This window comes from Rhodococcus sp. 06-235-1A, from assembly GCF_002258785.1.
Taxonomy (GTDB): Bacteria; Actinomycetota; Actinomycetes; order Mycobacteriales; family Mycobacteriaceae; genus Rhodococcoides.
Genome location: NZ_NOYI01000033.1, coordinates 180712 through 205210, shown reverse-complemented (window position 1 = coordinate 205210; position 24499 = coordinate 180712). Strand labels below are relative to the sequence as shown.

The 24499-nt window shown below is 65.0% G+C and carries 21 protein-coding genes; 5 read left to right on the top strand and 16 right to left on the bottom strand.

The window, feature by feature from the left end; genetic code table 11:
• Nucleotides 1–15: 15 nt before the first annotated feature.
• Both CH275_RS27885 and CH275_RS27880 read right to left on the bottom strand, forming a co-directional pair.
• The gene (locus tag CH275_RS27885) at nt 16–525 is read right to left on the bottom strand and encodes a glutathione peroxidase (RefSeq protein WP_373453752.1); all 510 of its coding nucleotides are present in this window, start codon (nt 523–525) and stop codon (nt 16–18) included.
• 130 nt (nt 526–655) lie between these two features.
• Nucleotides 656–2050 (bottom strand): cation:dicarboxylate symporter family transporter, encoded by a 1395-nt coding sequence (locus tag CH275_RS27880; protein ID WP_094681367.1) that lies wholly within the window; start codon nt 2048–2050, stop codon nt 656–658.
• Nucleotides 2051–2284: 234 nt separating this feature from the next.
• Between CH275_RS27880 and CH275_RS27875 the strand changes: the two genes are divergently transcribed.
• Nucleotides 2285–3778, top strand: coding sequence for a sensor histidine kinase (locus CH275_RS27875; RefSeq protein WP_256991258.1), 1494 nt, complete (start codon nt 2285–2287; stop codon nt 3776–3778).
• Nucleotides 3775–4449: a response regulator gene (locus CH275_RS27870; protein ID WP_094681366.1), complete on the top strand. Its 675-nt coding sequence runs from the start codon at nt 3775–3777 to the stop codon at nt 4447–4449. Before CH275_RS27875 ends, CH275_RS27870 begins: the two co-directional genes overlap by 4 nt.
• 48 nt (nt 4450–4497) lie before the next feature.
• Here the strand turns inward: CH275_RS27870 and CH275_RS27865 are convergent, their stop codons facing one another.
• Both CH275_RS27865 and CH275_RS27860 read right to left on the bottom strand, forming a co-directional pair.
• On the bottom strand, nt 4498–6627 hold the full coding sequence (locus CH275_RS27865) for a S9 family peptidase (RefSeq protein WP_094681365.1): 2130 nt from the start codon (nt 6625–6627) through the stop codon (nt 4498–4500).
• The gene (locus CH275_RS27860; RefSeq protein WP_094681411.1) at nt 6624–7508 is read right to left on the bottom strand and encodes a phosphoribosylaminoimidazolesuccinocarboxamide synthase; all 885 of its coding nucleotides are present in this window, start codon (nt 7506–7508) and stop codon (nt 6624–6626) included. Before CH275_RS27860 ends, CH275_RS27865 begins: the two co-directional genes overlap by 4 nt.
• A 63-nt stretch (nt 7509–7571) precedes the next feature.
• Here CH275_RS27860 and CH275_RS27855 point away from each other — a divergent pair, with 63 nt between their 5' ends.
• On the top strand, nt 7572–8975 hold the full coding sequence (locus tag CH275_RS27855; protein ID WP_094681364.1) for an MDR family MFS transporter: 1404 nt from the start codon (nt 7572–7574) through the stop codon (nt 8973–8975).
• A gap of 10 nt (nt 8976–8985) precedes the next feature.
• Nucleotides 8986–9552: a CG0192-related protein gene (locus CH275_RS27850; RefSeq protein ID WP_094681363.1), complete on the top strand. Its 567-nt coding sequence runs from the start codon at nt 8986–8988 to the stop codon at nt 9550–9552.
• Here the strand turns inward: CH275_RS27850 and CH275_RS27845 are convergent.
• Genes CH275_RS27845 through CH275_RS27835 form a run of 3 tightly spaced genes read right to left on the bottom strand, consistent with a single transcriptional unit; the run spans nt 9549 to nt 13216 of the window.
• Nucleotides 9549–10604, bottom strand: a complete 1056-nt coding sequence (locus CH275_RS27845) for an ABC transporter ATP-binding protein (RefSeq protein WP_094681362.1) — start codon at nt 10602–10604, stop codon at nt 9549–9551. The genes CH275_RS27850 and CH275_RS27845 overlap by 4 nt on opposite strands.
• A complete protein-coding gene (locus CH275_RS27840; RefSeq protein WP_256991254.1) occupies nt 10601–12169 on the bottom strand; it encodes an ABC transporter permease in 1569 nt (522 codons plus the stop codon). The genes CH275_RS27845 and CH275_RS27840 overlap by 4 nt, the downstream gene beginning before the upstream one ends.
• 3 nt (nt 12170–12172) lie before the next feature.
• The gene (locus CH275_RS27835) at nt 12173–13216 is read right to left on the bottom strand and encodes an iron ABC transporter substrate-binding protein (protein WP_094681361.1); all 1044 of its coding nucleotides are present in this window, start codon (nt 13214–13216) and stop codon (nt 12173–12175) included.
• 118 nt (nt 13217–13334) lie between these two features.
• Between CH275_RS27835 and CH275_RS27830 the strand changes: the two genes are divergently transcribed.
• Nucleotides 13335–14543 carry an FAD-dependent monooxygenase gene (locus tag CH275_RS27830; protein WP_094681360.1) on the top strand — a complete coding sequence of 403 codons (1209 nt, stop codon included), beginning with the start codon at nt 13335–13337 and terminating at the stop codon, nt 14541–14543.
• A gap of 29 nt (nt 14544–14572) precedes the next feature.
• On the opposite strand, the gene CH275_RS27825 is transcribed toward CH275_RS27830, so the two are convergent.
• The 9 genes from CH275_RS27825 to CH275_RS27785 all read right to left on the bottom strand — a co-directional run bounded on the left by CH275_RS27825 (nt 14573) and on the right by CH275_RS27785 (nt 24450).
• Nucleotides 14573–15466 carry a siderophore-interacting protein gene (locus CH275_RS27825; RefSeq protein ID WP_094681359.1) on the bottom strand — a complete coding sequence of 298 codons (894 nt, stop codon included), beginning with the start codon at nt 15464–15466 and terminating at the stop codon, nt 14573–14575.
• 48 nt (nt 15467–15514) lie between these two features.
• On the bottom strand, nt 15515–17332 hold the full coding sequence (locus tag CH275_RS27820; protein WP_094681358.1) for a siderophore-interacting protein: 1818 nt from the start codon (nt 17330–17332) through the stop codon (nt 15515–15517).
• A gap of 34 nt (nt 17333–17366) precedes the next feature.
• Nucleotides 17367–18407, bottom strand: a complete 1041-nt coding sequence (locus tag CH275_RS27815) for an ABC transporter substrate-binding protein (protein ID WP_094681357.1) — start codon at nt 18405–18407, stop codon at nt 17367–17369.
• Nucleotides 18408–18479: 72 nt separating this feature from the next.
• Nucleotides 18480–19295, bottom strand: a complete 816-nt coding sequence (locus CH275_RS27810) for an ABC transporter ATP-binding protein (protein ID WP_094681356.1) — start codon at nt 19293–19295, stop codon at nt 18480–18482.
• The gene (locus CH275_RS27805) at nt 19292–20356 is read right to left on the bottom strand and encodes a FecCD family ABC transporter permease (RefSeq protein ID WP_094681355.1); all 1065 of its coding nucleotides are present in this window, start codon (nt 20354–20356) and stop codon (nt 19292–19294) included. Before CH275_RS27805 ends, CH275_RS27810 begins: the two co-directional genes overlap by 4 nt.
• Nucleotides 20353–21405 (bottom strand): iron chelate uptake ABC transporter family permease subunit, encoded by a 1053-nt coding sequence (locus CH275_RS27800; protein ID WP_256991253.1) that lies wholly within the window; start codon nt 21403–21405, stop codon nt 20353–20355. The genes CH275_RS27805 and CH275_RS27800 overlap by 4 nt, the downstream gene beginning before the upstream one ends.
• A gap of 17 nt (nt 21406–21422) precedes the next feature.
• Nucleotides 21423–22694, bottom strand: a complete 1272-nt coding sequence (locus CH275_RS27795; RefSeq protein WP_094681354.1) for a lysine N(6)-hydroxylase/L-ornithine N(5)-oxygenase family protein — start codon at nt 22692–22694, stop codon at nt 21423–21425.
• A complete protein-coding gene (gene panD, locus CH275_RS27790) occupies nt 22691–23107 on the bottom strand; it encodes an aspartate 1-decarboxylase (RefSeq protein WP_094619425.1) in 417 nt (138 codons plus the stop codon). The genes CH275_RS27795 and panD overlap by 4 nt, the downstream gene beginning before the upstream one ends.
• The gene (locus CH275_RS27785) at nt 23107–24450 is read right to left on the bottom strand and encodes a salicylate synthase (RefSeq protein WP_094681353.1); all 1344 of its coding nucleotides are present in this window, start codon (nt 24448–24450) and stop codon (nt 23107–23109) included. Before CH275_RS27785 ends, panD begins: the two co-directional genes overlap by 1 nt.
• Between the last annotated feature and the right edge of the window lie 49 nt (nt 24451–24499).

Below are 24499 nucleotides of genomic sequence, written 5' to 3'. Positions count from 1 at the left end.
CGATGCAGACAGAAGCTAAACGGCGATCGTTTCCTTCGGCAGGATCTTGTCGATCGCGGCGAGCACCTCAGGAGCGTCCGGCTCGGTGCGCGGACGGAAGCGGTTGGTGACCTCACCGTCGGGCGAAATGAGGAACTTCTCGAAGTTCCACTGGACGTCTCCGGCCTTGCCTTCGGCGTCCTCGGTCTTGGTCAGTTCGGCGTAGAGCGGGTGCTGGTTGTCACCGTTGACGTCGACCTTCTCGGTCATCGCGAAGGTGATGCCGTACGTGGTGGAGCAGAAGGTCTCGATCTCCTCTGCGGTGCCGGGTTCCTGGCCGCCGAACTGGTTGCAGGGCACTCCGACGACCGAGAGGCCACGGGCCGAGTACTCGTTGGCGAGCTTCTCCAGCTTTTCGTACTGCGGGGTCAGTCCGCACTTGGAGGCCACATTGACCACGAGGACTGCCCGTCCGGCGTACTCGTCGAGCGAGGTGGGCGCACCGCCCAGCGTGTTGATGCCGATGTTCTGAACTTCAGTCATCACCTGAACTTACCTGTGAGTACCGACAGAATGGAACCGACGTACAAAAGCAAGTACGACACCGCTGGTGGCGGGGTCGTACTTGCGTTTTTCCGAACCGGGCGACGGGGGGATGCGCGGCGCCCGGCAGGTCTTACGCCTTCGCGGCGTGCTTTTCGATGATGACCTGCTTGTCGGCAGGCCGATCGTCCTCGGGGAGGTGGTCGTCGACCATGGTCTCCTCGTCGAACGGCAGGTTGCCGTCGAGCACCGTGTTGACCCGGTCCTTGTCGATGGTCTTGGTCCAGGTGCCGACCAGCAGGGTGGCGACGGCGTTGCCCGAGAAGTTCGTCAGCGCACGGGCCTCGGACATGAACCGGTCGATTCCGACGATCAGGCCGACTCCGTCGAGCAGTTCCGGGCGGTGGCTCTGCAAGCCGCCGGCCAGCGTGGCCAAACCGGCACCGGAGACGCCGGCTGCGCCTTTGGAGGCGATGATCATGAACAGCAGCAGCGAGAACTGCTCACCGATGGAGAGCGGCATGTTCATGGCGTCGGCGATGAAGATGGAGGCCATCGTCAGGTAGATCGCGGTGCCGTCGAGGTTGAACGAGTACCCGGTGGGGACGACGATGCCGACGGTGGTGCGCTCGACTCCGACGTGCTCCATCTTGGCGATCAGACGCGGCAGGGCCGACTCGGAGGACGACGTGGCGACGATGAGCAGGTACTCACGGGCCAGGTACTTCACCAGCTTGAAGATGGAGAAGCCGGAGACGAAACGCAGGATCAGGCCGAGGAAGAAGAAGACGAAGATGAAGCAGGTGATGTAGAAGGCCAGCATCAGGGTGCCGAGCTGGATGACGGCGTCGAACCCGGTCTTGCCGACGACACCGGCAATGGCACCGAAAGCGCCGATCGGGGCGAGCCACAGGATCATGGTCAGGATGCGGAAGACCAGCTTCTGCACCGAGCCGATGCCCTTGAGAATTCCTTCACCGCTCTTGCCCATGGCCTGCAGTGCGAAGCCGACGAGGATGGCGACGAACAGCGTCTGCAGGACGGATCCGGCGGTCAGCGACGACAGCAGGCTCTCCGGGATGATGCCGGCGATGAAGTCCATGGTTCCGCCGGCACCCTCCGCGGTTTTGGCGTACTCATCACCGCCGCCAGGCACGATGTTGAGCCCCTCGCCGGGCTGGATCAGGTTGCCGACGACCATGCCGATACCGAGTGCGATGGTTGACATCGCGATGAAGTAAGCCAGGGCGAGGCCGCCGACTCGACCGACACTCGCTGCGGCGCGAACCGATCCGATACCGAGGACGATGGTGCAGAAGATGACCGGGCTGATCATCATCTTGATCAGGCTGACGAAGAGCGTGCCGAGGACCGCGAGCTCGACGGCGAAGTCCTTGGCGGTCAGTCCTACGATGACGCCGGCGACGACGGCGATGATCACAGCAATGTAGAGCCAGTGCGTCTTGTCGCGCTTCTTCTTGGGCTCGGTGGGCGGATTGTCGAACCGCTCCGCATCGATAGTTGTCATGAGTGTTCCTTCTGGGTTCAGGTGAAGCGCGAGTCGAACTGGCTGACTTCGTGACTACAGAGTGGAGTGAGGTGGATCACCCCTGCTGAGAGATGATGTTGCTGTACGCAGTGACTGGAGTCACCTATACGTTCATTCTGTTCACATCGATGTTTCTTGCGCGAAAGGAAAGTGGTGTCTTCGAAGCGGCCGCTGAGCGTCGCCGGCCAGGTGCTGGTGCTGCAGCTCGTCGTCATGGCGGTCGTCGTGTTCGCCGGCGGCATCCTGACAGTGCTCAACGAACGTTCCAACAGCGACGACGCGACCCGACGCGAGGTCACGGCGATCGCCGTGAGCATTGCCAACGAACCGTCGACGCCGCTGGCCATCGAGTCCGACGATCCGACCTCGCGTCTGCAACCGGAGACGGAGAAGATCAGGCAGGTGACGGGCGTCGACTTCATCGTCGTCATGGCTCCGGATCGCACCCGTTTCACCCACACCACCGTCGAGCTGATCGGTAAGCCCTTCAGCGGCAACATCGACCGTGCGCTGCAGGGCGAGACGTTGACCGAAACCTACGTCGGGTCCCTCGGCCCCTCGATTCGGTCGGTCACCCCGGTCACCGACTCGTCCGGCGAGATCGTCGGCCTCGTCTCCGCGGGAGTCACTCGCCAGAAGATCAGCGACCAGTTCTTTCAGGGGCTACCGCTCATCATCGGGGTCGTGCTCGCCGCCTTCGTCGTCGCCGCTGTGGGATCGACGTTGCTCAGCCGCCGGCTCCGGCGTCAGACACTGGGCATGGCACCGGCGGAACTGCGCACCATGTACGAGCATCACGACGCGGTCCTGCACTCCATCGGCGAAGGGCTGTTGGTATTCGGCCGCGGCGACGAGGCCGAGTTGGTCAACGACGAGGCTCGACGCCTCCTCGACCTACCGGAGGGCCCGGTCTCGCTCGCGTCGTTGCCGGAGTCGATGCAGCAGATGGACACCGGCATCGTGCGCGGTGAACTGCATCTGACGAAGGATCGTGTTCTCGTCGTCAATCAGGATCCGGTGATGTGGGAGGGCAGGCGACTGGGCAATGTGCTGACGATCCGCGATCAGACCGAATTACGTTCACTGATGGGTGAACTCGACTCGGTGCGTAGTTTCGCCGAGTCGCTGCGTTCGCAGGCTCACGAATCGGCCAACAGGCTGCACACGGTCATCACGATGGTCGAACTCGGCCGGCCCGAGGAAGCCGTGGAGTTCGCGACGGCCGATCTGGAGCTTTCGCAATCACTCATCGACCGGCTGATGAACGCCGTCGGCGAGCCTGCGCTGGCGGCTCTGCTACTGGGCAAGGTCAGTCAAGCTGCCGAGCAGGGCGTCGAACTCACCATCACCGACGACACGGCGATGGAGGACGAAGGGGTATTGACGGCTCGCGAATTGGTCACGCTGGTAGGCAATCTGATAGACAATGCCATCGATGCCTCGAAAGAATCCGATCAGCCGTGGGTCGAAGTGACCGTCCGTGATGCCGATGGCGAACTCGTCGTCCGCGTGGCCGACAGTGGTCCCGGAATGCCGCCCGAGACACTGAAAGCGGCTCTGCGGCGCGGGTACTCGACCAAGTCCGGGTCACGCGGGCTGGGCTTGGCCCTGGTGACTCAGGTGATCGGTCGCCACCGCGGCACCTTGACATCCGAGGTGACGTACGGCTCTGTCATGATCGCCACCATTCCTGGATCTTCGTCGTGATCAAGGTACTGATCGTCGACGACGAACCGCTGATCGCCGAGGCCCACAAGACGTACGTCGAGCGCACCCCGGGCTTCGAGGTTGCCGGCGTCGCACTCACCGGTGCTGCTGCCATGAGATTCGCCAGTACCGAGTCCGTCGATCTGGTGCTGCTCGATATCGGACTGCCCGACGCGAGTGGCATCGACGTGGCCGCGGCCCTCGGCGGCCTGCGCCCGAGCCCCGACGTCATCGCCATCACCTCCGAGCGGGATCTGTCGGTGGTGCGCTCGGCCGTGGCGCACGGCATCGTGCTGTATCTGCTCAAGCCGTTCACCTTCGCTGCGTTCCGCGACAAGCTCGAGCGCTATCGCGAATTCCACGATGCGTTACCCGCCGGCGAGAACGCATCCAGTCAGCGAGACATCGACCGTGCGATGGCACATCTGCGGACGGCCGACGAACGCGTCTCCACACCCAAAGGCATTGCCCCGCAGACGATGGACGGCATCACCGCCTCCGTCAAGGAGTCGGCCGACGGGCTCAACGCCTCCGAGGCCGCGAAGGTCGTCGGAGTGTCCCGAGTGACGGCCTGGCGCTACCTCGAACGACTGGCCGACGACGGCCTGGTCACCCGGCACACCGAATACGGCAAAGCCGGGCGACCGCAGGTTCGCTACGTGTGGCGTTAGAGCGGCTGCGCCGCATGTGAGTGGAAACTCGTAGCAGGCTACGAAGTTCTACGCACGTGCGGCGCCAGCCGCTCTCACGATCCACGCGTACTCGAAAGCCGCTTCCTTCCACTTCTCGTAGCGCCCGCTCACTCCGCCGTGTCCGGCGCTCATTTCGGTCTTGAGCAACAGGTCCGAGTCACCGGTCTTGGTTGCGCGAAGGGCCGCAACCCATTTGGCGGGTTCGACGTAGAGGACGCGGGTGTCGTTGATGGACGTGATCGCCAGGATCGACGGGTAGTCGTTGGCCTCGACGTTCTCGTAGGGACTGTACGACTTCATGTACTCGTACACCTCCTTGTCCGCCAACGGGTTTCCCCACTCGTCCCATTCGATGACCGTCAGCGGCAGCGACGGGTCGAGGATGGAGGTGAGCGGATCGACGAACGGAACGTTGGCAAGGATGCCGTTGAACAACTCCGGTGCCATGTTGGCCACCGCTCCCATGAGCAGTCCACCTGCGCTGCCGCCGTCGGCGACCAGATGCTTCGGCGAGGTGCGGCCGGTATCGATGAGATGCTGAGCGGCAGCGATGAAGTCGGTGAACGTGTTCTTCTTCTTCAGCGTCTTGCCGTTGTCGTACCAGTGCCTGCCCATCTCGCCGCCGCCGCGCACGTGTGCGACGACGAAGACGATGCCGCGGTCGAGCAGAGACAACCGCGCGACCGAGAACGACGGATCCATCGAGGCCTCGTACGATCCGTACCCGTAGAGCAGTGTGGGAGCGGGACCTTCGGGGACGTCCTTGCGAGCGATGACCGACAGCGGAACCTGGGTGCCGTCCGGCGCGGTGGCCCACTCTCGGTGCTGGACGTAGTCACCGGCATCGAACTTACCGAGAACCGGCTGCGATTTTCGGAGCAGCAGTTCGCCACTGGCGATGTCGAGGTCGTAGACCTGACCGGGGGTGATGAACGAGGTGTAGACCATCCTCAGCAACGGTTGGTCCCACTCGGGGTTCGAGCCGGCTCCGACGGAATAGAGCTCCTCGTCGAACTCGAGCTCGCGGTATTCGCCGTATCCCTCGTCGGTCAGCGGCCAGATCGCCATGCGGGTCAATGCTTCTCGCCGGTAGGTGAAGATCAGGTGGCCGGCGAAGGCGTCGATGTCCTCGACGCGGACGTCGTCGCGATGAGGAACGAGGGTGCGCTGATCGAGTGGATCCGAGACCGGTGCCTCGGCGAGCAGGAAGTTCTCGGCCTTCTCTCCCTCGGTGCCCCAACCGTTCACCGAGCCGTTGTGGGTGATGAGGAACCGATCCTCACCGGCCACCACGGCATGTTCGATGCTGTACTCGACGCCGTCCGTGCGTGGGAGGACGACGCGGAACTCGCCCTCGGGATCGGTGGATTCCAGCACCAGGCATTCGGAAGTGATCTTCGAGCCGACCCAGATCATCAGGTACTTCTCGCTACGGGTGGAACCGAAACCGACCCAGTAGCTTTCGTCGGGCTCGTGGAAGACCTTGACGTCCTCGGACTTACCGAGGGTGTGTCGCCACACGGTGTCGGGACGCCAGGATTCGTCGACGGTCAGGTAGAAGACGTGCGTGGCGTCGGCGGTCCAGGTGGCTCCCGGCGCGACGTTCTCGATGGTGTCGGCGAGCAGCTCACCGGTCTCGAGATTCTTGAAGCGCAGTGTGTACCGCTCGTCGCCCTCGGTATCGGTCGAGTACGCCAGCAGCGTGCCGTCGAGGCTGATCGAGAACGCGCCCAGGGAGAAGAAGTCGTGTCCCTCCGCCTCGACATTGGCGTCGAGCAGGATCTGCTCACCGGGTACGTCCACGTCGGACGACAGGGTGGGCGGAGTCCAGTCGTCGGGAGAGTCGACGGGGCAACGGCATTGGAGGCCGTACGACTTTCCCTCGACGGTGCGCGAGTAGTACCACCACTGGCCCATGCGCGTCGGCACGGAGAGGTCGGTCTCCTGGGTTCGGGATTTGATCTCGTCGAAGATCTTGCCGCGCAACGACTCCAGGCCTGCGGTCTGCTGCTCGGTGTAGGCGTTCTCGGCCTCGAGGTAGGCGATCACCTCGGGATCTTCCTTGGCGCGCAACCACTCGTAGTTGTCGATGAACGTGTCGCCGTGATGGGTGCGTTCGAGTGGCACCTTCTTGGCAATGGGCGGAGTGATCGTCATGGCGTGACCCAATCGTCGAAGTTCAGGCCCGAGATGCGCTCGTAGGCCTCGATGTAGCGGCTGCGGGTTGCGGCGACGATGTCGTCCGGCAACGGTGGCGGCGGGGTGTCGGACTTGCGGTCCCAGCCGGATTCGCCGGTCAACCAGTCGCGCACGAATTGCTTGTCGAAGCTGGGCTGGACCCGACCTTCCTGGTACGAATCGGCGGGCCAGTACCGCGAGGAATCGGGAGTGAGCACTTCGTCGGCGAGTACGAGATTGCCGTCGGCGTCGGTGCCGAACTCGAACTTGGTGTCCGCAAGAATGATTCCGCGTTCCAGAGCGAAATTGGCCGCGCGGGAGTAGATCTCGATGGTGTCTTCACGCAGCTTGAACGCGAGCTCGGCACCGACCTGATCGACAACCTGCTCGAAGGTGATGTTCTCGTCGTGGTCGCCGATGTCGGCCTTGGAGGCGGGCGTGAAGATCGCCTGGTCGAGCTTGCTGGATTCGACGAGTCCAGGAGGCAGTTGGACCCCGCAGACTGCTCCGGTCGCGTTGTAGTCCGCCAATCCGGATCCGGTGAGGTACCCGCGAGCGACGCATTCGACCGGAACCATGTTCAGTTTCTTCACCACCAGGGCGCGGCCGAGCAGTTCGGCGGGAATTCGCTCGTCCAATGGATCACCGGCAAGGTGGTTGACGCCGCCCAGTTCTTCGAAGAAGAACACGCTCATGGCCGTCAGCACACGTCCCTTGTCCGGGATGGGTGTCTCGAGGATGTGGTCGTAGGCCGAGATTCGATCGCTCGCGACGAGCAGCAGATGCGCGTCGTCGATGGTGTACAGATCGCGGACCTTGCCGCCGGCCAGATGCTCGTAGCTACTCAGTGATGGTCGCACGGTGTTCAACACTATCTGGGCCGGTGCCGCCGCGTCGGAAGGCAGGGATCACAATGAGTAGCAATGGCAACGACCGAATCGACCCCGGACATCGGATTCCGCTCCGAACGCGGTCCCATCCTGATCGCGCTGATGCTCAGTTCGTCACTGGTGGCGCTGGACGCCACGATCATCGCCACTGCGGTGCTCACCATCGTCGGTGACCTCGGCGGGTTTGCGCAGTTCCCGTGGTTGTTCTCGATCTACCTGCTCGCGCAGGCGGTCTCGGTGCCGCTCTACGGCAAGCTGGCCGACCTGTTCGGCCGCAAGAAGATCATGCTGTTCGGCATCGCGGTGTTCTGCCTCGGCTCCATTCTGTGCGGCCTGGCGTGGAGCATGCCTGCTCTGATCGCTTTCCGCGCCGTGCAGGGCCTCGGTGCAGGTGCCGTGCAGCCGATGGCCATCACTATCGCCGGCGACATCTACACCCTGGCCGAGCGCGCCAAGGTCCAGGGCTATCTGGCCAGCGTGTGGGCCATTTCCTCGGTGCTCGGGCCTGCCCTCGGCGGCATCTTCTCCGAGTTTCTGTCCTGGCGATGGATCTTCTTCATCAACATTCCGCTGTGCGCGTTGGCCGCGTTCATCATGTTGCGCAAGTTCGAGGAAGGTGCCGTCGAACGCGCCAAGCCCAAGATCGACTACCTCGGGGCCGCCCTGCTCACCGTCGGCGCGACGATGGTGTTGCTCGGTCTCCTCGAAGGTGGCCAGTCCTGGGCGTGGGGTTCGCCGATCAGCATCGCGATCTTCGTCGGTGGATTCGGTCTCCTCGCAGTATTCGCCTGGGTGGAATCGCGCGCAGAGGAGCCCATCCTGCCGCTGTGGGTGTTCACCCGACGCGTCCTCGTGGTCAGCAGTGTCATCTCGCTGCTCGTCGGTGCGCTGATCCTCGGCCTGACCTCGTATGTTCCGACGTTCGTGCAGGGCGTGTTCGGTACGGGCGCGATCGTCGCCGGCTTCTCGCTGTCCACGCTCACCCTCGGGTGGCCCATTGCGGCCTCGCAATCCGGCCGGGTCTATCTCCGCTTCGGCTTCCGCACGACGGCTCTGGTCGGCGGTTCGCTCGGCATCGTCGGCGCTGCATTGACGACGCTGCTCGACGCCGAATCTCAGATCTGGCATGTGGCGGCAGCATGCTTCGTCATCGGCCTCGGCATGGGTCTGATCGCGAGCCCCACGCTGATCGCCGCGCAGTCGAGCGTCGACTGGGCCGAACGCGGCGTCGTCACCTCCACCAACATGTTCGCCCGCTCCATCGGCAGCGCCGTCGGTGTTGCGGTGTTCGGCGCGATCGTCAACGCCCGCGTCTCCGGAAACCCCGAACCCGAACAACTGTCCGACGCCATCCATCTGGTCTTCATCGGCGTCATGATCGCCGCCGTGATCATGACCGCGGCCGCCGTCCTGATGCCCAAGCGTTCGGCCGAGTAGCTTTCACTCCATGTCCATCATTCATCGCGCGACGCTCGTCCCCTCGAAATTGGAGGCGATCTCGGCCTGGCTTCCGACGCAGACGTGGTTCGCCGGTCACGGCAGCACCGACCTCGAGGCCGTCGGCGCATATCGTTTCGACGATCCGGCCGGGGACGTCGGCATCGAAACCCATCTCGTGCGGACAGCGTCGGGCACGGTGTTTCAGGTACCCCTGACCTACCGCAGCGCGCCACTGGGCGGGGCCGACGCGTATCTCGTTGCCACGATGGAACATTCGGTACTGGGCACGCGTTGGGTCTACGACGGCGTCGGCGATCCGGTGTACGTGACAGTGACCACCGCGGCCATCGTCGACGGTGCTGAACAGGCGGAACTGGTGGTGCACTCGCCCGATGGTGCTCGAACGGTACGCGAATCCACTACGCGGGTCCGGGGTACCGGTGGGCACCCGTCGACGTCACCGCGCCTGTATGTCCGACGGGTGATCGAGGCCAGTGCCACCGAGCTGCCACACTTGTTCGGTACCTGGCCCGGCCAGGAGGATCCGATCCCGCTCGTGGAGTTGCGAACCTAGTCCGCAGAGCCCGCGAACCAGTGCACCGGAGTTGTCACGGAGACCGCGACAACGGTGCCGGGGGCAAATCGATCGGAGGTGCGGGCAATGACTCGAAGCCGCAGCCCGGTATCGGTGTGCCGCAGAGTGACCGAGGATTCGGGGCCGGTGAAGAACTCGTGCTCGACGACGAATGCGCCGTCCTCGAGATCGGAGACCACCAACTGTTCGGGGCGGAGCAGAACCTGCCCGTGCCCTGTCGCGCGACTGGTGGTCTCGATTCGTCCGAGGATCGTCTCGACGCAGTCGCCGTGGCCCTCGGCGTCGAGGAAGTACGCGTCGCCGACGAATTGCGCCACGGCAGGCGTGGCCGGCCGTTCGTACACTTCTCGCGGTGTGTCGACCTGAGCGCAGCGCCCGCCCAGCAGCACCGCCACCCGGTCGGCCGTCCCGAGAGCCTCGGCACGATCATGAGTGACGAGAATCGACGCGGTCTTGTTGGCCTTCAACAACTCTCGTACGTCCTGTCTGATCGAGGTGCGCAGCCCCGCGTCGAGAGCGGCGAACGGCTCGTCCATCAACACCACCGACGGAGCCGGTGCCAACGCACGCGCCAGGGCGATGCGCTGCTGCTGACCGCCCGAGAGTTCGCTGGGCTTCACCCCACCGGCATCGGGTAGTCCGACGAGCTCGAGCATCTCGTCGACGCGTCGCGACCGCTCCGCTCGGCCGGACAGATACTGCCGCACGAACCCTGTGCGCAAACCGAATTCGATGTTTCTGCGCACAGTCAGGTGGGGAAAGAGTCCACCTTCCTGCGGCATCAGCCCTATCCCCCGCTTCTCCGGAGGTACCTGGATTCGTCCGGCAACGGAGAGGTCTCGTCCGTCGGAGGTGATCCGGCCCGCGTCGATACGGTGCAGACCGGCGATCGATCGCAACAGAGTCGTCTTGCCGCAGCCGGAGGGTCCGAGAACGGCGAGCATCTCGCCGTCGCCGAGGTCGAGATCGATGCCGTGCAGCACCGCCGTACTGCCGTACGAGGCAACGAGACCCGCCATCACCATGCTCATGACAGTGCCACTCGCTTCCTCGTCGTTCGCCCCAGCGCCCGTGTCAGAACGACCGTCGGGACCACGGAGATCAGGATCAGGACCAGGGCATAGGGAGCCGCCTCGCCGTATCGGAACGCCTCGGTGGTGGACCACAGCGTAGTCGCGAGTGTGTCGACTCCCCGAGGGCGCAGCATCAACGTCGCCGGTAGCTCTTTGGCGACGGTCAGGAAGACCAGAGCGGCCCCGGCGGCGATGCCCGGTGCGGCGATCGGAATCGTCACTCGAAGGTCGGTACGCAGCCGGCCGGCGCCCAGCGTACGTGAGACATCCTCGAGGACAACGGGAGTGGCGTCGACGACGGCCCTGGTGCTGCCGACGGCCAACGGCAGGAACAGCACCACGTAGGCCAGCACCAGCAGTACCGCGGTCTGGTAGAACGACGGTAGGAACCTGATGCCGAGAAACACCGTGGCGAGCCCGACGGTGATACCGGGGAGTCCGTGCGCGATGTACGTGGACAACTCGGCGGTGCGGGCACTTCGGGAGGTGGATCGGGCCGCGAACAGCGCGACCGGCAACGCAAGCACCGCCACCACCAGAGCGGCGGTCGCCGAGTACTGAACTGTCTTGGCACCGACAGCCAGCACGTCCGACCAGTCGACGGTGAAGCGCAGCGATCGGCTCAGCCACCGCGCCAATGCCAGTATCGGTACCAGCACCGAAACACTCAGGGCAGCAACGACAACAGTCAGAGCCGGCACGCGCCACCGGCCGAGAACGACAGGCTCGGCCATCCGGTCGGTGCCCGATCCCACGCGCGCCGTGGCCCCGCGTCGGGCACGTCGTTCGAGGAGGGTGAGCACCAACGCGCCCACCACGAGCACCAGGCCGAGAACTGCAGCCGCGGTACGGTCGAGCCCGCCGCGGTAGGCGCTGTAGATGCCGAGAGTGAAGGCGTCGTAACGCATCAGCGCGACCGCCCCGAAATCACTGATGGTGTACAGCGCGACCAGCAGCGCGCCCGCCGCTGCCGCCGGAACGACGCGTCGACACTCGACGGTCAATGCGGTGCGCACGGCCCCGCGGCCGAGGGTGCGGGACACTTCGGCCAACGACGGGTCCGCGGTGGCGAACGCCGCGGACACCGGCAGCATCACCAGCGGGAAGCAGGACAGTGTGAGCACCAGCGCTGCGCCGGAAAACCCCGCAAGTGAGGGGAATTCGGCAATCCACAGATAGCCCGACACGTACGACGGGATGGCCAACGGTGCCGCAAGGATCATCGAGAAGACGCGTCGACCCGGCAGATCGGTTCGTACGGTCAACCAGGCCAGTAGCGTCCCCACCACGACGGATGCGACCACCACGGTGAGCGCGAGCGTGGCCGTCCGGACGACGAGATCGAGGGTGCGTTGCCGCAGGAGCAGCCCCAAGACCTTCTCGGTACCACCGTCGAACGCTCGAACGAACAGGTACACCAACGGTGTCAGCGTCAGCGCTCCCACGCACAACGCGGCCGTCCCGAGAACGGGACGACCGCCGAAGTGGCGCCGCCGAAGCGGCTGGAGTGCAGACTCGAGCACGAACTAGATGATTCCGACGTCGGTCAGAAGGGTCTGGGTCTCCTCGAGGGATGACAGCCGGCCCAGATCGAGATCGGTCGAGCCCAGCTCGGACAGCGGCGGAAGGTCGTAGTCCGAGGTGACGCCGTCGATGACGGGGTATTCGGCGGTCTCGTTCGCGAAGTAGGTCTGCGATTCGGTCGAGAGCAACTCACGCACGAAGTCGAATGCCGCTTCCTGATTGTCGGAGGCGGCCAGCACACCGGCACCGGCGACGTTGATCAGTGCGCCGGGGTCGCCGGGCTCGAAGTAATGCAGCTCGACGGGAGCGTCGGCACCGTTCTCGTCCTTGAAGGGGTACCAGTAGTAGTGGTTGAGCAGGCCGGTGGCCACCTGTCCGTCGTTGACGGCGGTCAGCAGCGGGCCGTTGCCCTCGAAGGCGACGGGCTCGTTGGCGACGAATCCTTCGAGCCAGGTGCGAGCTCCGTCCTCGCCGCGCTGCACGCGCAGGGCGGTGACGAAGGCCTGGAACGACGCGTTGGTCGGTGCGTAGCCGATCTGTCCGCGCCAGCGAGGATCGAGCAGTCCGTCGATGCCGGTCGGCAGGTCTGCTGCCTGCACCGAATCGGAGTTGTAGGCCAGCACGCGGGCCCGTGCGGACGTGGCGACCCAGGTGCCGTCGGTGCCGCGGTACTGCTCGGGGACGAGCGAGAGGATGTCCTCGGGCAGTGGCGCGAGTGCGCCTGCCTCGTCGAGTGCGCCGAGGGCGCCTGCATCCTGGCCGTAGAAGACGTCGGCCGGCGTCGCGTCGCCCTCTTCGAGGATCTTCGCGGCCTGGGCGTTGGTGTTGCCCGAGTAGTCGACCTCGATACCGCCGCCGATGCGTTCGATCAGTGGGTCGACGAGCTCTTCACCGCGGCCGGAGTACACCACCAGTGCGGTGTCTGCGGTGGCGGACTCGGAGGAGGACGCGGCCTCGTCGGAAGAGCTATCCGAGCTGCAGGCGACGAGACCGAGGGCGAGGGTTGCGCTGCACGAGAGCAGCGCCAGACGTCGAACGGTGAACACGGTTCTCCTGACGAAAACGGGTTATTCGGACAATTCGATGAAAGTACACCACCAAGGTGAGGCTCAGCTACTTTCCCCTTCGGATTGAACGGCCACCCGCCCGGGCATTACCGCCCTCATGACTTCTCGTGTGCTCGTCACCGGTGCCAGCATCGCCGGACCCACCGTGGCCTTCTGGCTGGACAGGGCCGGTTACGACGTCACCGTCGTCGAACGCGCTCCGCACTTGCGGCTCGGTGGCCAGAACATCGACGTTCGTGGATCGGGCCGCGAGGTGCTGCGGCGGATGGGCATGGACGCGACATTGCTCGCCAACGGCACCACCGAGAAGGGCACCCGATTCGTCGACGAGAACGACGCCACCATCGCCGCTTTCCCGGCCGGTGACGGCTCCCACGACGGACCGACGGCGGAGTTGGAAATCCTGCGCGGCGAGTTCGCTCGAATTCTCGTCGAATCAGCCGGTCCGCGAACCGAATTCCGGTACGGCGATCGCGTCGTCGGCGTGGCTCAGGATGCCGACGGCGTGGACGTCACGTTCGCGTCGACCGCAGCGGAGAGGTTCGATCTCGTCCTGTTCGCCGACGGAGTCCGCTCCAGCAGTAGAGAACTGGTGTTTCCGGCCGAAGCGGAGACCACGCCGGTCGGCCTGTACACCGCCTACGGGGTGTTGCCGAAGGGACCGAGCGACGACGGCTGGTGGCGTTGGTGCAACGCCCCCGGATCCCGAGTCGCCAATCTTCGCCCGGACAACCTCGGCACGACGCGTTTCAGCCTGTCCTGGGTGTCCGACGACGGCGGGTACGAAGGCGCGTCCACCGAACGGGTGGTTGCCGCGTTGCGAGCGAAGTTCGCCGATGTCGGCTGGGAAGTGCCCCGAATTCTCGACTCACTGGGACCGGACTCGGAACTCTATGTCGACTATCTGGCGCAGGTGAAGGCCCCACGCTGGTCGAACGGCAGAATCGGAATGCTCGGCGACGCCGCCTGGTGCGCAACACCGTTGAGCGGGATGGGCACCACACTGTCGGTCACCGGTGCCTACGTCCTCGCCGGCGAACTCGCCAGGGCCGAGGACCATCGCGCCGGCTTCGAGGCCTTCGAGGCGCGGATGCGGCCGTTCGTCGAGCAGGCTCAGAAGCTTCCACCGGGCGTGCCTCGCGTCGCGCACCCGAAGACCGCTGCGGGAGTTGCCGCGTTCCGCGGGGTACTTCGCCTGGCCGGATCGAAGCCTGTGCAAGCGGTCACCAGCAGATTCCTCGGTCCCGACGCGGCGACGCTGGAATTGCCGAACTACGAGTTCGACGCGGCCCCACGTGAGCGGTAATTCGACCCCTGCTACGAAGTTCTGCTCACCTACAGTCCGACACGTTCCAGCAAGGCATCGAATGCCTCACTGGCTTCCTGCTCGGTGCGGCCGGATTCGATGACGCCGTTGTACACCGCCAGCGCTTCCTCCTGATACTGCTTGTACTTCTCCAGCCACTTCTCGGAGTCGGCCCGCCAGTATCCGATGATGTCGAAATACGCTATGTCGTAACCCAATTCCTTGCGGAAGTACTTACGTACCCGACGCGAAGAAGACGCCTCTCCCGCGAACCACACGTAGCCACGCCCTTCGGGCAACGGATACGCCAATGCGGCGTCGTCGAGAACGCTTGCGCTGTCACCGTTTCCGGAACCGATGCGCCAATCGAACGTGACGTCGGCCGGGGTTTCGAAGGATTGGATGTCGCCGCGCTCGAGCACCTCGACGATGGCGTGCGCCTTCGCCCCGGCCGGCAACTGTTCGACGAGCCGGCCGAGTGCGGGCAATCCGGTCATGTCGGCGACCAGCAGCAGCCATTCGACGTCGGCTGGAGGTGAATACCAGGATCGTGGACGCGTGAACAGCACCGTCTGGCCCGGGGTGGCCTGCTGCGCCCAGGTGGCCGCGACGCCGCCCTCGTGTGCGAAGAAGTCGATGGTCAGCTCACCGCGCTCCTCGTCGAGGCGGCGAATGGTGTAGTTGCGGCCCTCCGGGGCGTCGTCCAGACCGTGGAACCACCACAGGCCGCCGACCTCGGTCATCGGCGGCGGCTTCGTTTCCCCTGCCCGAGGAAAATAGACGCCGACGCATTCGTCGGGCACACCGAGCGTGCGGTAGCCGGCGACATGCTCGCCGCCGAACGTCACACGCACCATGTGCACCGTGAGTCGTTCCACCGCAACGACGTCGGCGTAGTAGAAGCCACGCGGTTGTTCACTCATCTTCGTCCTCGATACATATCTCGTTGTTGGCTTCCGAGAACCATCAGGCTAACCCTGCCAGGCATGTCCGCCGAACTCGGCGATGGTCGAGCCCCAACCCAACGATCCGAAACGCGGCGGCGCAAAACCGGACCCGACGACCAACTCCCCCACTTCCGCTGCACTGCGACGACCCGAGCCGTACAGACACAGCCGCAACAGGTCGTCCTCTGTGTCGTGGTCGTCGGCGGTGTCGGGATCGAGCAGATCGGTGATCAGCACTACCCGACGCCCCGAATTCCCCAGCGCCTTCAGGAGCAGTAGGGCATCGGCGTCGGGGTGAGAATCGAGCACGTCGGCCGCGATCACCAGATCGACAGGCTCGGCCAACGGAACGAATTCACTGGCGTCGATGCGTTCGACCAGGTCCCGACGCGACGGAGCCACGTCGGCTGCCGTGCGATCGCCCTGAGTGGGGAGTCCGACGAGACGTAGCGTCAGGTCGGGGTGCGTGCGCGCCAGAGTATCCGCGTACACACCACCGCCCTCGCCGTAGATCGCAACGGTCCGAATTCCCTCCAGGTCGACTGCATCGGGCAGCGCGGGCGCTCGATACACGGCACCGAACGCTGTTTCTTCGTGAAAGTCAGCGGCGAACCCGTCCTCGCTCATCTTGTCTACGAAGCCGTGCTGCCGCGCCGGCACCCCGCTCCGTACGGTGTCGAGAAGGCCGAGGAACGCCATGTCCAGTCGTGAATGAATCCTGTCGAAATTCAACGACTGAGTGACGAAGGCGTCCGGGTCGCTGAGAAGCGCACCCATCTCGGAGAGTCCGAAACGAGTGCCGTCGGTGGTCAACAGTCCCATCAGGACCAGATGACGCAGTAGCTTCGCGGTGGCACCGGGATGCGTCGAACATTGGGCTGCGATGTCCGACGGCGTGCCTGCCCCACCGTCGATCGCGGCGAAGATACCGACGGTGACGGCGGTGCGAATAGCGAACGGCGGCAACAACTCCGACAACTCGTGCAGCTGGGCATCGGGATCCGACTCCGCCGATGATCCGACGGCTGCGATCTCGCGTCGCTTCCAGTACCCGGCGATCTCGACGAATTGCTTCGCAATTTCCTTGTCCACCTTGGCCCAGCGACGCAGCGGTTTGATCGTCGACGCCTCCCCCGCCACCCACAGGTATGGCTGTCCGGGACGCCACTGCGCACGCTGCACCGTCTCCACCAAGCGTGACTCGCCGCCACTGTCGGTCCGACAGAGCCAGGTGATATCCACCGGCGCAGCGCTTGTCAGCTCTTGCCGGTGGGCGTGCTCGGAAACCTCGATGACCACCGTGGCAGGTAGATCGGCGGGCAACTTCTCCAGACAGTGCGCGATTGCGGGCAACGCAGTCTCGTCGCCGGCGATCAACATCCAGTCGACGCCGACGGGCAGTCCGGCCGAATGCTTGGGTCCGGCAACGAGAATCTTCTCGCCGGGCTGGACCGTCTTGGCCCAGTCGGCTGCCAGTCCACCCTCATGGGCCGCGAAGTCGAGAGCCATCTCGCGGCGCTCGTCATCGAAACGACGCACCGTGTAGGTCCGGCCGTACGGGAACGATCCCGGTGGCCAGTCGACCGTTCCGTCACCCGCGTTCTCGGGCACCGGAAACGGCAGCTTCCCGGTGGTCGGATCCACCGGAAGGACTTTGACGTCGTCATCGAATCCGGTGCTACGCACCGGTGGCAGCTCGACGCCGTCACGCACATGCGCATCCATCGACGGACCGCCCACGACGACGCGCCGCATCCCGGGCGTCACGTCTTCCACGGCCAGTACGTCGAGTTCCCGCATACAGATCGGAAAAACTCGAACCTCGCGGACGGTCCCCGCCATCGAGTGCTCTCTTTCGGTTTCGTATCGATCTCGATTACACAGCGAACGTCTGCTGGACGATATCGAGCGTGCCCATCACGCCGTCGTAGTCCGGGCGGTAGCTCGTGGCCGGAAGCTCGTACACCGTGCCGGACGTGAAAGCAGGTAGAGCGGCGTAGGCCGGATCTCCTTGCAGCTCGGCCAGACTGCGCCCGGCAACCGGAACCACGAACATCACCGGCGCACTCGCGATCGGCGCGAGCAGTTCGGGGCTGACCACAAATGAATCGCCAGAACCGTACAGCTCCGGGTTGTTCGCTTTGGTCATGACGTCGTCGGGCTCGAATCCGACCGACTCGAGCAACGTCGGCAATGCCGCGGTCTGCGGAATGAACGAGGGCTCGTTCGTGCTCAACGAGAGCAGGTACGACACCGGCGCGCCGGGAACGGCGATCGAATCCTTCACCTCGGAAACCCTGTCTTCGTACGCCGTCATCAGTGCCTCGACCTTGTCGGATTCACCGGCGGCCTCGGCGACCTCCTCGAGCTCGCCCTGCCAGGTAGTGACGCTCGACGGCACCAGCACGGTCGGTGCGATCTGGGTCAACTGCTCATATGATTGCTGCGCCAGAACAGCTGCGAAGCCTTGCCCTCCACCGATAATGAGATCGGGCGCGGCCTGTGCGATGGCTTCGAGGTCGAGCTGATCTCCGGCCGGCAACTCCAGAGTGCCTTGTGCCTGCGCCTTCTCGGCCCACTGCGGCGGAAAACCGCCGTCGAGATTGGTCACTCCGAGCAGCCGAGTGTCGGCGATGGTGACGGGAGCATCGAGAGTGAACAGGTAGCCCGCCAGGCCCGCGGACAGCACGGCAATGCGCTGCGGGTCCGCCGGAACGATCACCTCGCCCTGGTCGGTCGAGATCACCCGGGTGTCGCTCGTAGAGGTTCCCGCTCCCTCATTCGATGCGGGCTCGGAGCTGCAGGCGGCGGAGCCGAGGGCGACGAGTGCCGCCGAGGCGAGTGCAACGACGCGAAGGGCCCGTCGCTCGGTATGTGTACGGCGACGGCCTGCTTCGGGCTTCTTCCAACTCGGCACTGATGGATCCTTTCGAGATCTCCACGCGAACCCGAAGGTCCGTTTTGCCGAGTGTAAACCAAGGCTTACCTACTATGTGTCGCCGGTATCGCCGATCGTCGTCGTTCTCACCCGAGGAATCACCAACGGAGTGTGCGATTCCGGATCGTCGATGATGCGGCACGGCAGCCCGAACACCGACTCGACCAACTCGGCAGTGACGATCTCGGAAGGCCGGCCCTCGATGACCACCGCGCCGTCTTTCATCGCGATGATGTGGTCGGCGTACCTGCACGCGTGGTTGAGGTCGTGCAGCACCGCGACCAGAGTGTTGCCGTTCTCGCGGGGCAGTGTGGCCAACAAGTCGAGAAGCTCGATCTGGTGTGCGATGTCGAGGAAGGTCGTGGGCTCGTCCAAGAGCAGCAGCGGTGTCTGCTGCGCGAGAACCATTGCCACCCAGACTCGTTGCTGCTGTCCACCGGACAGTTCGTCGACCGGCCGGGCCGACAGCGACGTCACGCCGGTGGCGTTCATGGCGTCGACCACCGCTCCCTCGTCCGCACTCGACCACTGCCGAATCAACTTCTGATGCGGATATCGGCCTCGTGCAACGAGATCGGCCACCGAGATACCGTCGGGTGCGATCGAGGTCTGGGGTAGCAGGCCGAGGCGTCGGGCCACCTCCTTCGCCGGATACGACGAGATCTTCTTCCCGTCGAGCAGTACCGCCCCCTGAGAGGGCTTCAGCAGTCGCGACAGCGCCCGCAGCAGCGTCGATTTACCGCAGGCGTTGGGCCCGACGATGACGGTGAACTTGCCGTCGGGAATCGCGACGGTCAAGTTCTCGATGATCACGCTCTTGTCGTATCCGACCGTGACCGCGTCTGCCTTCAACCGAGACTCCGTCATTGCTTTCTCCCTTCACGAGCCAGCAACCACACGAAGTAAGCGCCTCCGACCGACACCGTCACCACACCCACCGGAAGCTGGGTCGGCGCGAAAACACGCTGTGCGACAACATCACCGACCACGAGAAGCAACGCACCCATGCAGGCTGCCGGCACCATCGCCACTCCCGACGTGCCGGTGAGCCTGCGTGCGAGTTGCGGTGCGGCGAGTGCAACGAACGAGATGGGTCCCGCGGCTGCGGTAACCAGTGCGATCAACGCTACGCCCAGAAAAACCAGCATCAGACGCGTCGGTTCGGCGCGCACCCCGAGCGCTCGTGCCGCGTCGTCCCCCATCTCCAGCATCGGTAGCCGACGCGACAACACTGCCAGGCACGGGGCGATGACGGCCGATACAACCAGCGCGGGCCAGACCTGCGCCCACCCCAACCCGTTGAGACTGCCCGTGCCCCAGACGGCGGCCGCTATCGCGTCGGCCAGATCGGCCTTCACGACCAGCCAGGTGTTGATCGATGCCAACATCGCGCTGACGCCGATCCCGACGATGATCAACCGAAAGCCCTGCACCCCGCGCTTGTAGGCGAGCAGATACACCGCTGCGGCCGTGGCCAGTCCGCCCACGAGCGCGCCCGCTCCGGTCTGGTAGTAGCCGCCACCGAGAGTGAGGATGACGACGAGCGCGCCGGTGTACGCGCCGGTGGCGAATCCGATGATGTCGGGGCTGCCCAACGGATTGCGCGTCAACGACTGAAAAATCGCACCGGATACGCCGAGGGCGGCTCCGAACAGGAAAGCCAGGACCACCCGGGGAAACCGCCACTCCATGACGATGATCTCGGCGATGCGCGAGGAGTGGCCGAACACCGCGTCGAGCACCTCGTTGGGCGGAACGTAGTAGTCGCCGGTGCCGACTGCAACGACGGCGACCACTGCAGTCAGCAGCAGCAGTGCAGCGCAGACAGCCACCGTTCGGATGTCGATTCGGCCGTCCACCCGATCACGCAGTCGAACGATCCACAGCCGCCGCCCGAAGTCCACGTTGCCGCGCTGCCCCTGGGTCACAGTCCGCTCGCCTTCTTCCGGCGGACCAGCACAATCAGTACCGGAGCGCCGACGAATGCGGTGACTATCCCCACCTGGAGCTCACCCGGCCGAACAACGATGCGCCCCAACACGTCCGACAGCAGCAGTAGCCCCGGTGCCGCGAACACCGTGTAGATCAGAATCCAGCGCTGATCCGGCCCGACGAACCACCGCACCATGTGCGGAATCATCAGTCCGACGAACCCGATGGGCCCGGCCGCTGCGGTCGCGGCACCGGCGAGCAGAGTCACTGCGACAACACCGATGATGCGCGTACGAATCACTCGTGCCCCCAACGACTGCGCCAGATCGTCACCGAGTGCGATCGCGTCGAGCGGACGGGCGACGAGGGCAGCCAGCACCAGCCCCAATGCGATGAACGGGCCGGTCGCCGTCACGATGTCCAGGCCGCGACCGGCCAATGATCCCGCGCTCCAGAACCGCATTCTGTCGAAGGCGTCCGGGTCGAGGAGCAGCATGCCCGAGGTGATTCCGCCGAGTACCGCACCGAGCGCAATTCCGGACAGGGTCAGGCGAATCGGCGTCGCGCCCGCCCGCCCCATCGACCCCAGTGCGTACACCGCGACCGCAGCGAGCGCGGCACCGGCGAACGCGAACCAAATGTAGGAGTCGACGCCGGTGAAACCCAGCACACCGACGGCGATCGCGACGAAGAATGCCGCCCCGGCGTTGACACCCAGGATGCCCGGGTCGGCCAGAGGATTTCGCGTCATCGCCTGAATCAGTGCACCGGCAACCCCGAGCGCCGCCCCGACGAGAAGACCGAGAACTGTTCTCGGCAGCCGTAGTTCACGGACGATCACGGAGTCGGTCGAACCGTCGGGAAAGAACAGGCCGTGCCAGACCGAACCGAGGGGGATGTACTCGGTACCCACCGCGATACTCACCAGACACAGCGCGGCGAGGATTCCGACGACGACGAACAACCCCGCGGCCCGCCGCGCATTCGTGCGAGCGAGACCGACGACTTCGGCCGGAACGTCTCTCTGTTCCGGCTCGTCGCCCACGCTCGTCCGCACCCGATTCACACCACCGTTCGCACCCTCGCGCTCACGGCGGACTTCACGATCTCACCGCTGCGAACAGCGATGTTGGACAGCAGCGACGAGGTCAGACCGTGCGTGTGCTCGGTCCCGCCCTGCAGATAGATCGACCCTGCGCTCGGTTCACGCATGACGAGCCGGTAGTCCCGCGTCACGCGCGGACCGCGAGTGTCGAACTCGACGGCGTCGAACAGCGGACCGAGGATCTCGGGGAGATCGAGGGACGTGAAGCCGGTGGCATAGACGACAGCGTCGCACAGTACGTCCTCGGTCAGCCCGGTAGGGCCGTGCTCGACGGCGGCACGGACGCCGGACGGCTCCTCGACGGCGTCCACCAATCGAGATGCTCCGTGCACGAACAGCCTGCGCTCCCCGCTGACCCGTTCGGCGTACTCACGCGCATACAGCTCTTCGATCAGCGGCAGATCGACCGCGGAATAGTTGGTGCCGCGGTGGTAGTGCAGCAACTGATCACGCAGCGAGTGCGACGACGAATAGAAGTCGTCCACGGCCGTCGGATCGAAGATGCGATTGGCGTAGGGGCTGTCGTCGGCCGGGCTGTACCCGTACTTGCGGAGCACCGCGTGTACCGAGGAATCACGGTAGGTCGAGTGCAGGTAGTCCACCACCTCGGCAGCGCTCTGCCCGGCACCGACGACGACGAACGTGCGATGCGTCCGCGACGGCAGTCGGTCCAGGTGTCCGAGCAGGTCGTGATTGTGGAACTGCCGCGCCGACGCGGTCACCCCGTCAGGCAGGGTGGCCGTCAAACCGCCGGCAAGCACGATGTTTCGACCTCGCACGGTGCCGCTTCGTCGGCCCTCGGTGCGGACGCCGAAACCGTCACCGGTGTCGACGACATCGACCGCTCGGGTGCCGTAGTGCACTGTCGCGTCGACCTTGCCTGCGGCCCACGACAGGTAGTCGTGGAACTCGAGCCGGCTCGGAAAGAATGTCTGCAGATTGATGAAGTGGTTGAGTCGGCCCTGCTCGGACAGATAGGCCAGGAACGTGTACTCGCTGCGGGCGTTGCGCTGCGTGGCCAGGTCCTTGAGGAACGAGATCTGCATCGTCGTCCCCGGCAACAGCATTCCGGGATGCCAGGCGAACTCGTCCTTGGACTCGATGAAGCACGAGGTAAGCCGCTCGGCCGGTACGCACGTTCGGTTGTGTTCCTCGATCGCGATGGCCAGACCGAGATTGGACGGCCCGAATCCGACTCCGACGATGTCGTAGTTCTCGTGCGATGTCATCGGACGCTCGCCCCCGACATCTGATCGAGTGCGCCCGGAACCGGCTCGGACGGGTCGACTCCGAGGGCCACGATCTCGTTGGCAGCGTCGACGTGCACCACCGAAGGACTGTGCGCCGACAACTCCGAATCTTCCACCTGCCGGAACGACATGATGATCACCAGGTCGCCCGGAGACACCAGATGCGCTGCGGCACCGTTGATTCCGATGACACCGGACCCGGGGTGACCTTCGATCACGTACGTCACCAGGCGCGCCCCGTTGGTGATGTCGACGACGTGGACCTGCTCGCCCTCGATCAGATCGGCGGCGTGCATCAGAGTGGAGTCGATGGTGATCGAGCCGACGTAGTGCAGATCGGCATGAGTGACTGTGGCGCGGTGGATCTTTCCACCCAACATGGTGCGATGCATCAGGCGTCTTCCTCCTTCTTGCGGACGAGATATGGGGCAACGCTGGCGAGCTTCTCGCAGGTTTCGTCGAATTCGCGATCGGGAGTCGACTGGCCGACGATGCCGGCACCGGCACGCAGCCATGCCGATCCGCGCTGCTCGTAGACAGCTCGAAGTACCAGCGCCGCTTCGAGTTCCCCCGTGGACGACGCCTTCACGACGGCGCCCGAGTACAGGCCGCGAGGGTCGTCGAGCCTCCCGATGGCCTCGATGGCCTCGCGTTTGGGGATGCCCGATGCGGTGACGGCCGGGAACAGCGCACCGAAGGCGTCCCAGCAGGACAGGTCCTCACGCAGGCGTGCCCGCACGGTCGAGGCGAGGTGTTGGACGCTTCCGCGCTCGCGCACGCTCATGAAGTCCGAGACCGCGGTCGACCCTGGGCGCGCGATGGATTCGAGCTCCTCGAACGAGGTGCGGACGGACACAGCGTGTTCGGTGATCTCCTTGGGATCCTGCTCGAGATCGTTCTTCGCTGCGCAGTCTGCCTCGGAACCGAGACCGAACGCCCGCGTGCCTGCCAACGGTTCGGTGGTCACCACACCGTGTGCGTCCACGGACGCAACCAGTTCCGGGCTGAAGCCTGCTGCACTCAGGTCGCCCAGGTGCAGCAGGAACGAACGGGCCGGCGTGTTCGCTGCTCGCCCGGCCCGGTAGGTGCCCGGCATGTCCAGATCGAACGGAATGCGCACCGCGCGAGAGAGAATGACCTTGGCGTAGTCGCCGCGGTGAATCTCTGCAACAGCCTGCTCCACCCGACCTCGATAGTCGTCGAGATCACCGCCGACATCGAGCGAATGCACCGCCGGCGGCTCCTCGATGGAGGCGGCCGCGAGTACGGCCAGCACCGCGGCGCGGTCCTCCTCGCTCCCGGTCACCTCGACGTCGTGGTGGTCGGCACCGAAACGCACCTCGACCCGGGGCACGACCAGATGGCCGAGCACCTCGTCGGAGTCGCACGAGCCCGTCACACCGTGCTGGTGGGCCGCGAACCCGAATCCGACGAACCCGTACGCATTCCAGGATTCGCGGGTCAGGCCGTCGCAGGCCTCACGCAGCGCCGTCGACGGATCACCGGACCACCGGACCACCGTCGGCTCGCCGCTCCCCCACGTGGTCGTGACGACGTCCGGTTGCAGGACGATGCGAGCGACCACGCCGCCCGCGAACACCCAGCGTCCCCTGTCCTCGTACACGACGTACTCGTCGAACAAGCCGGACTCGGCCAATGTGACCACCGTCTGCAATCCGTGCTGCAGGATGGTGGTCTCGGCCGTGCCCGACGCCGTTTCTTCGACAACGGTCATTGTGTGTGCACTCCTGACGGTGATTCGGTCCTGGACCGCGCATCGCGCG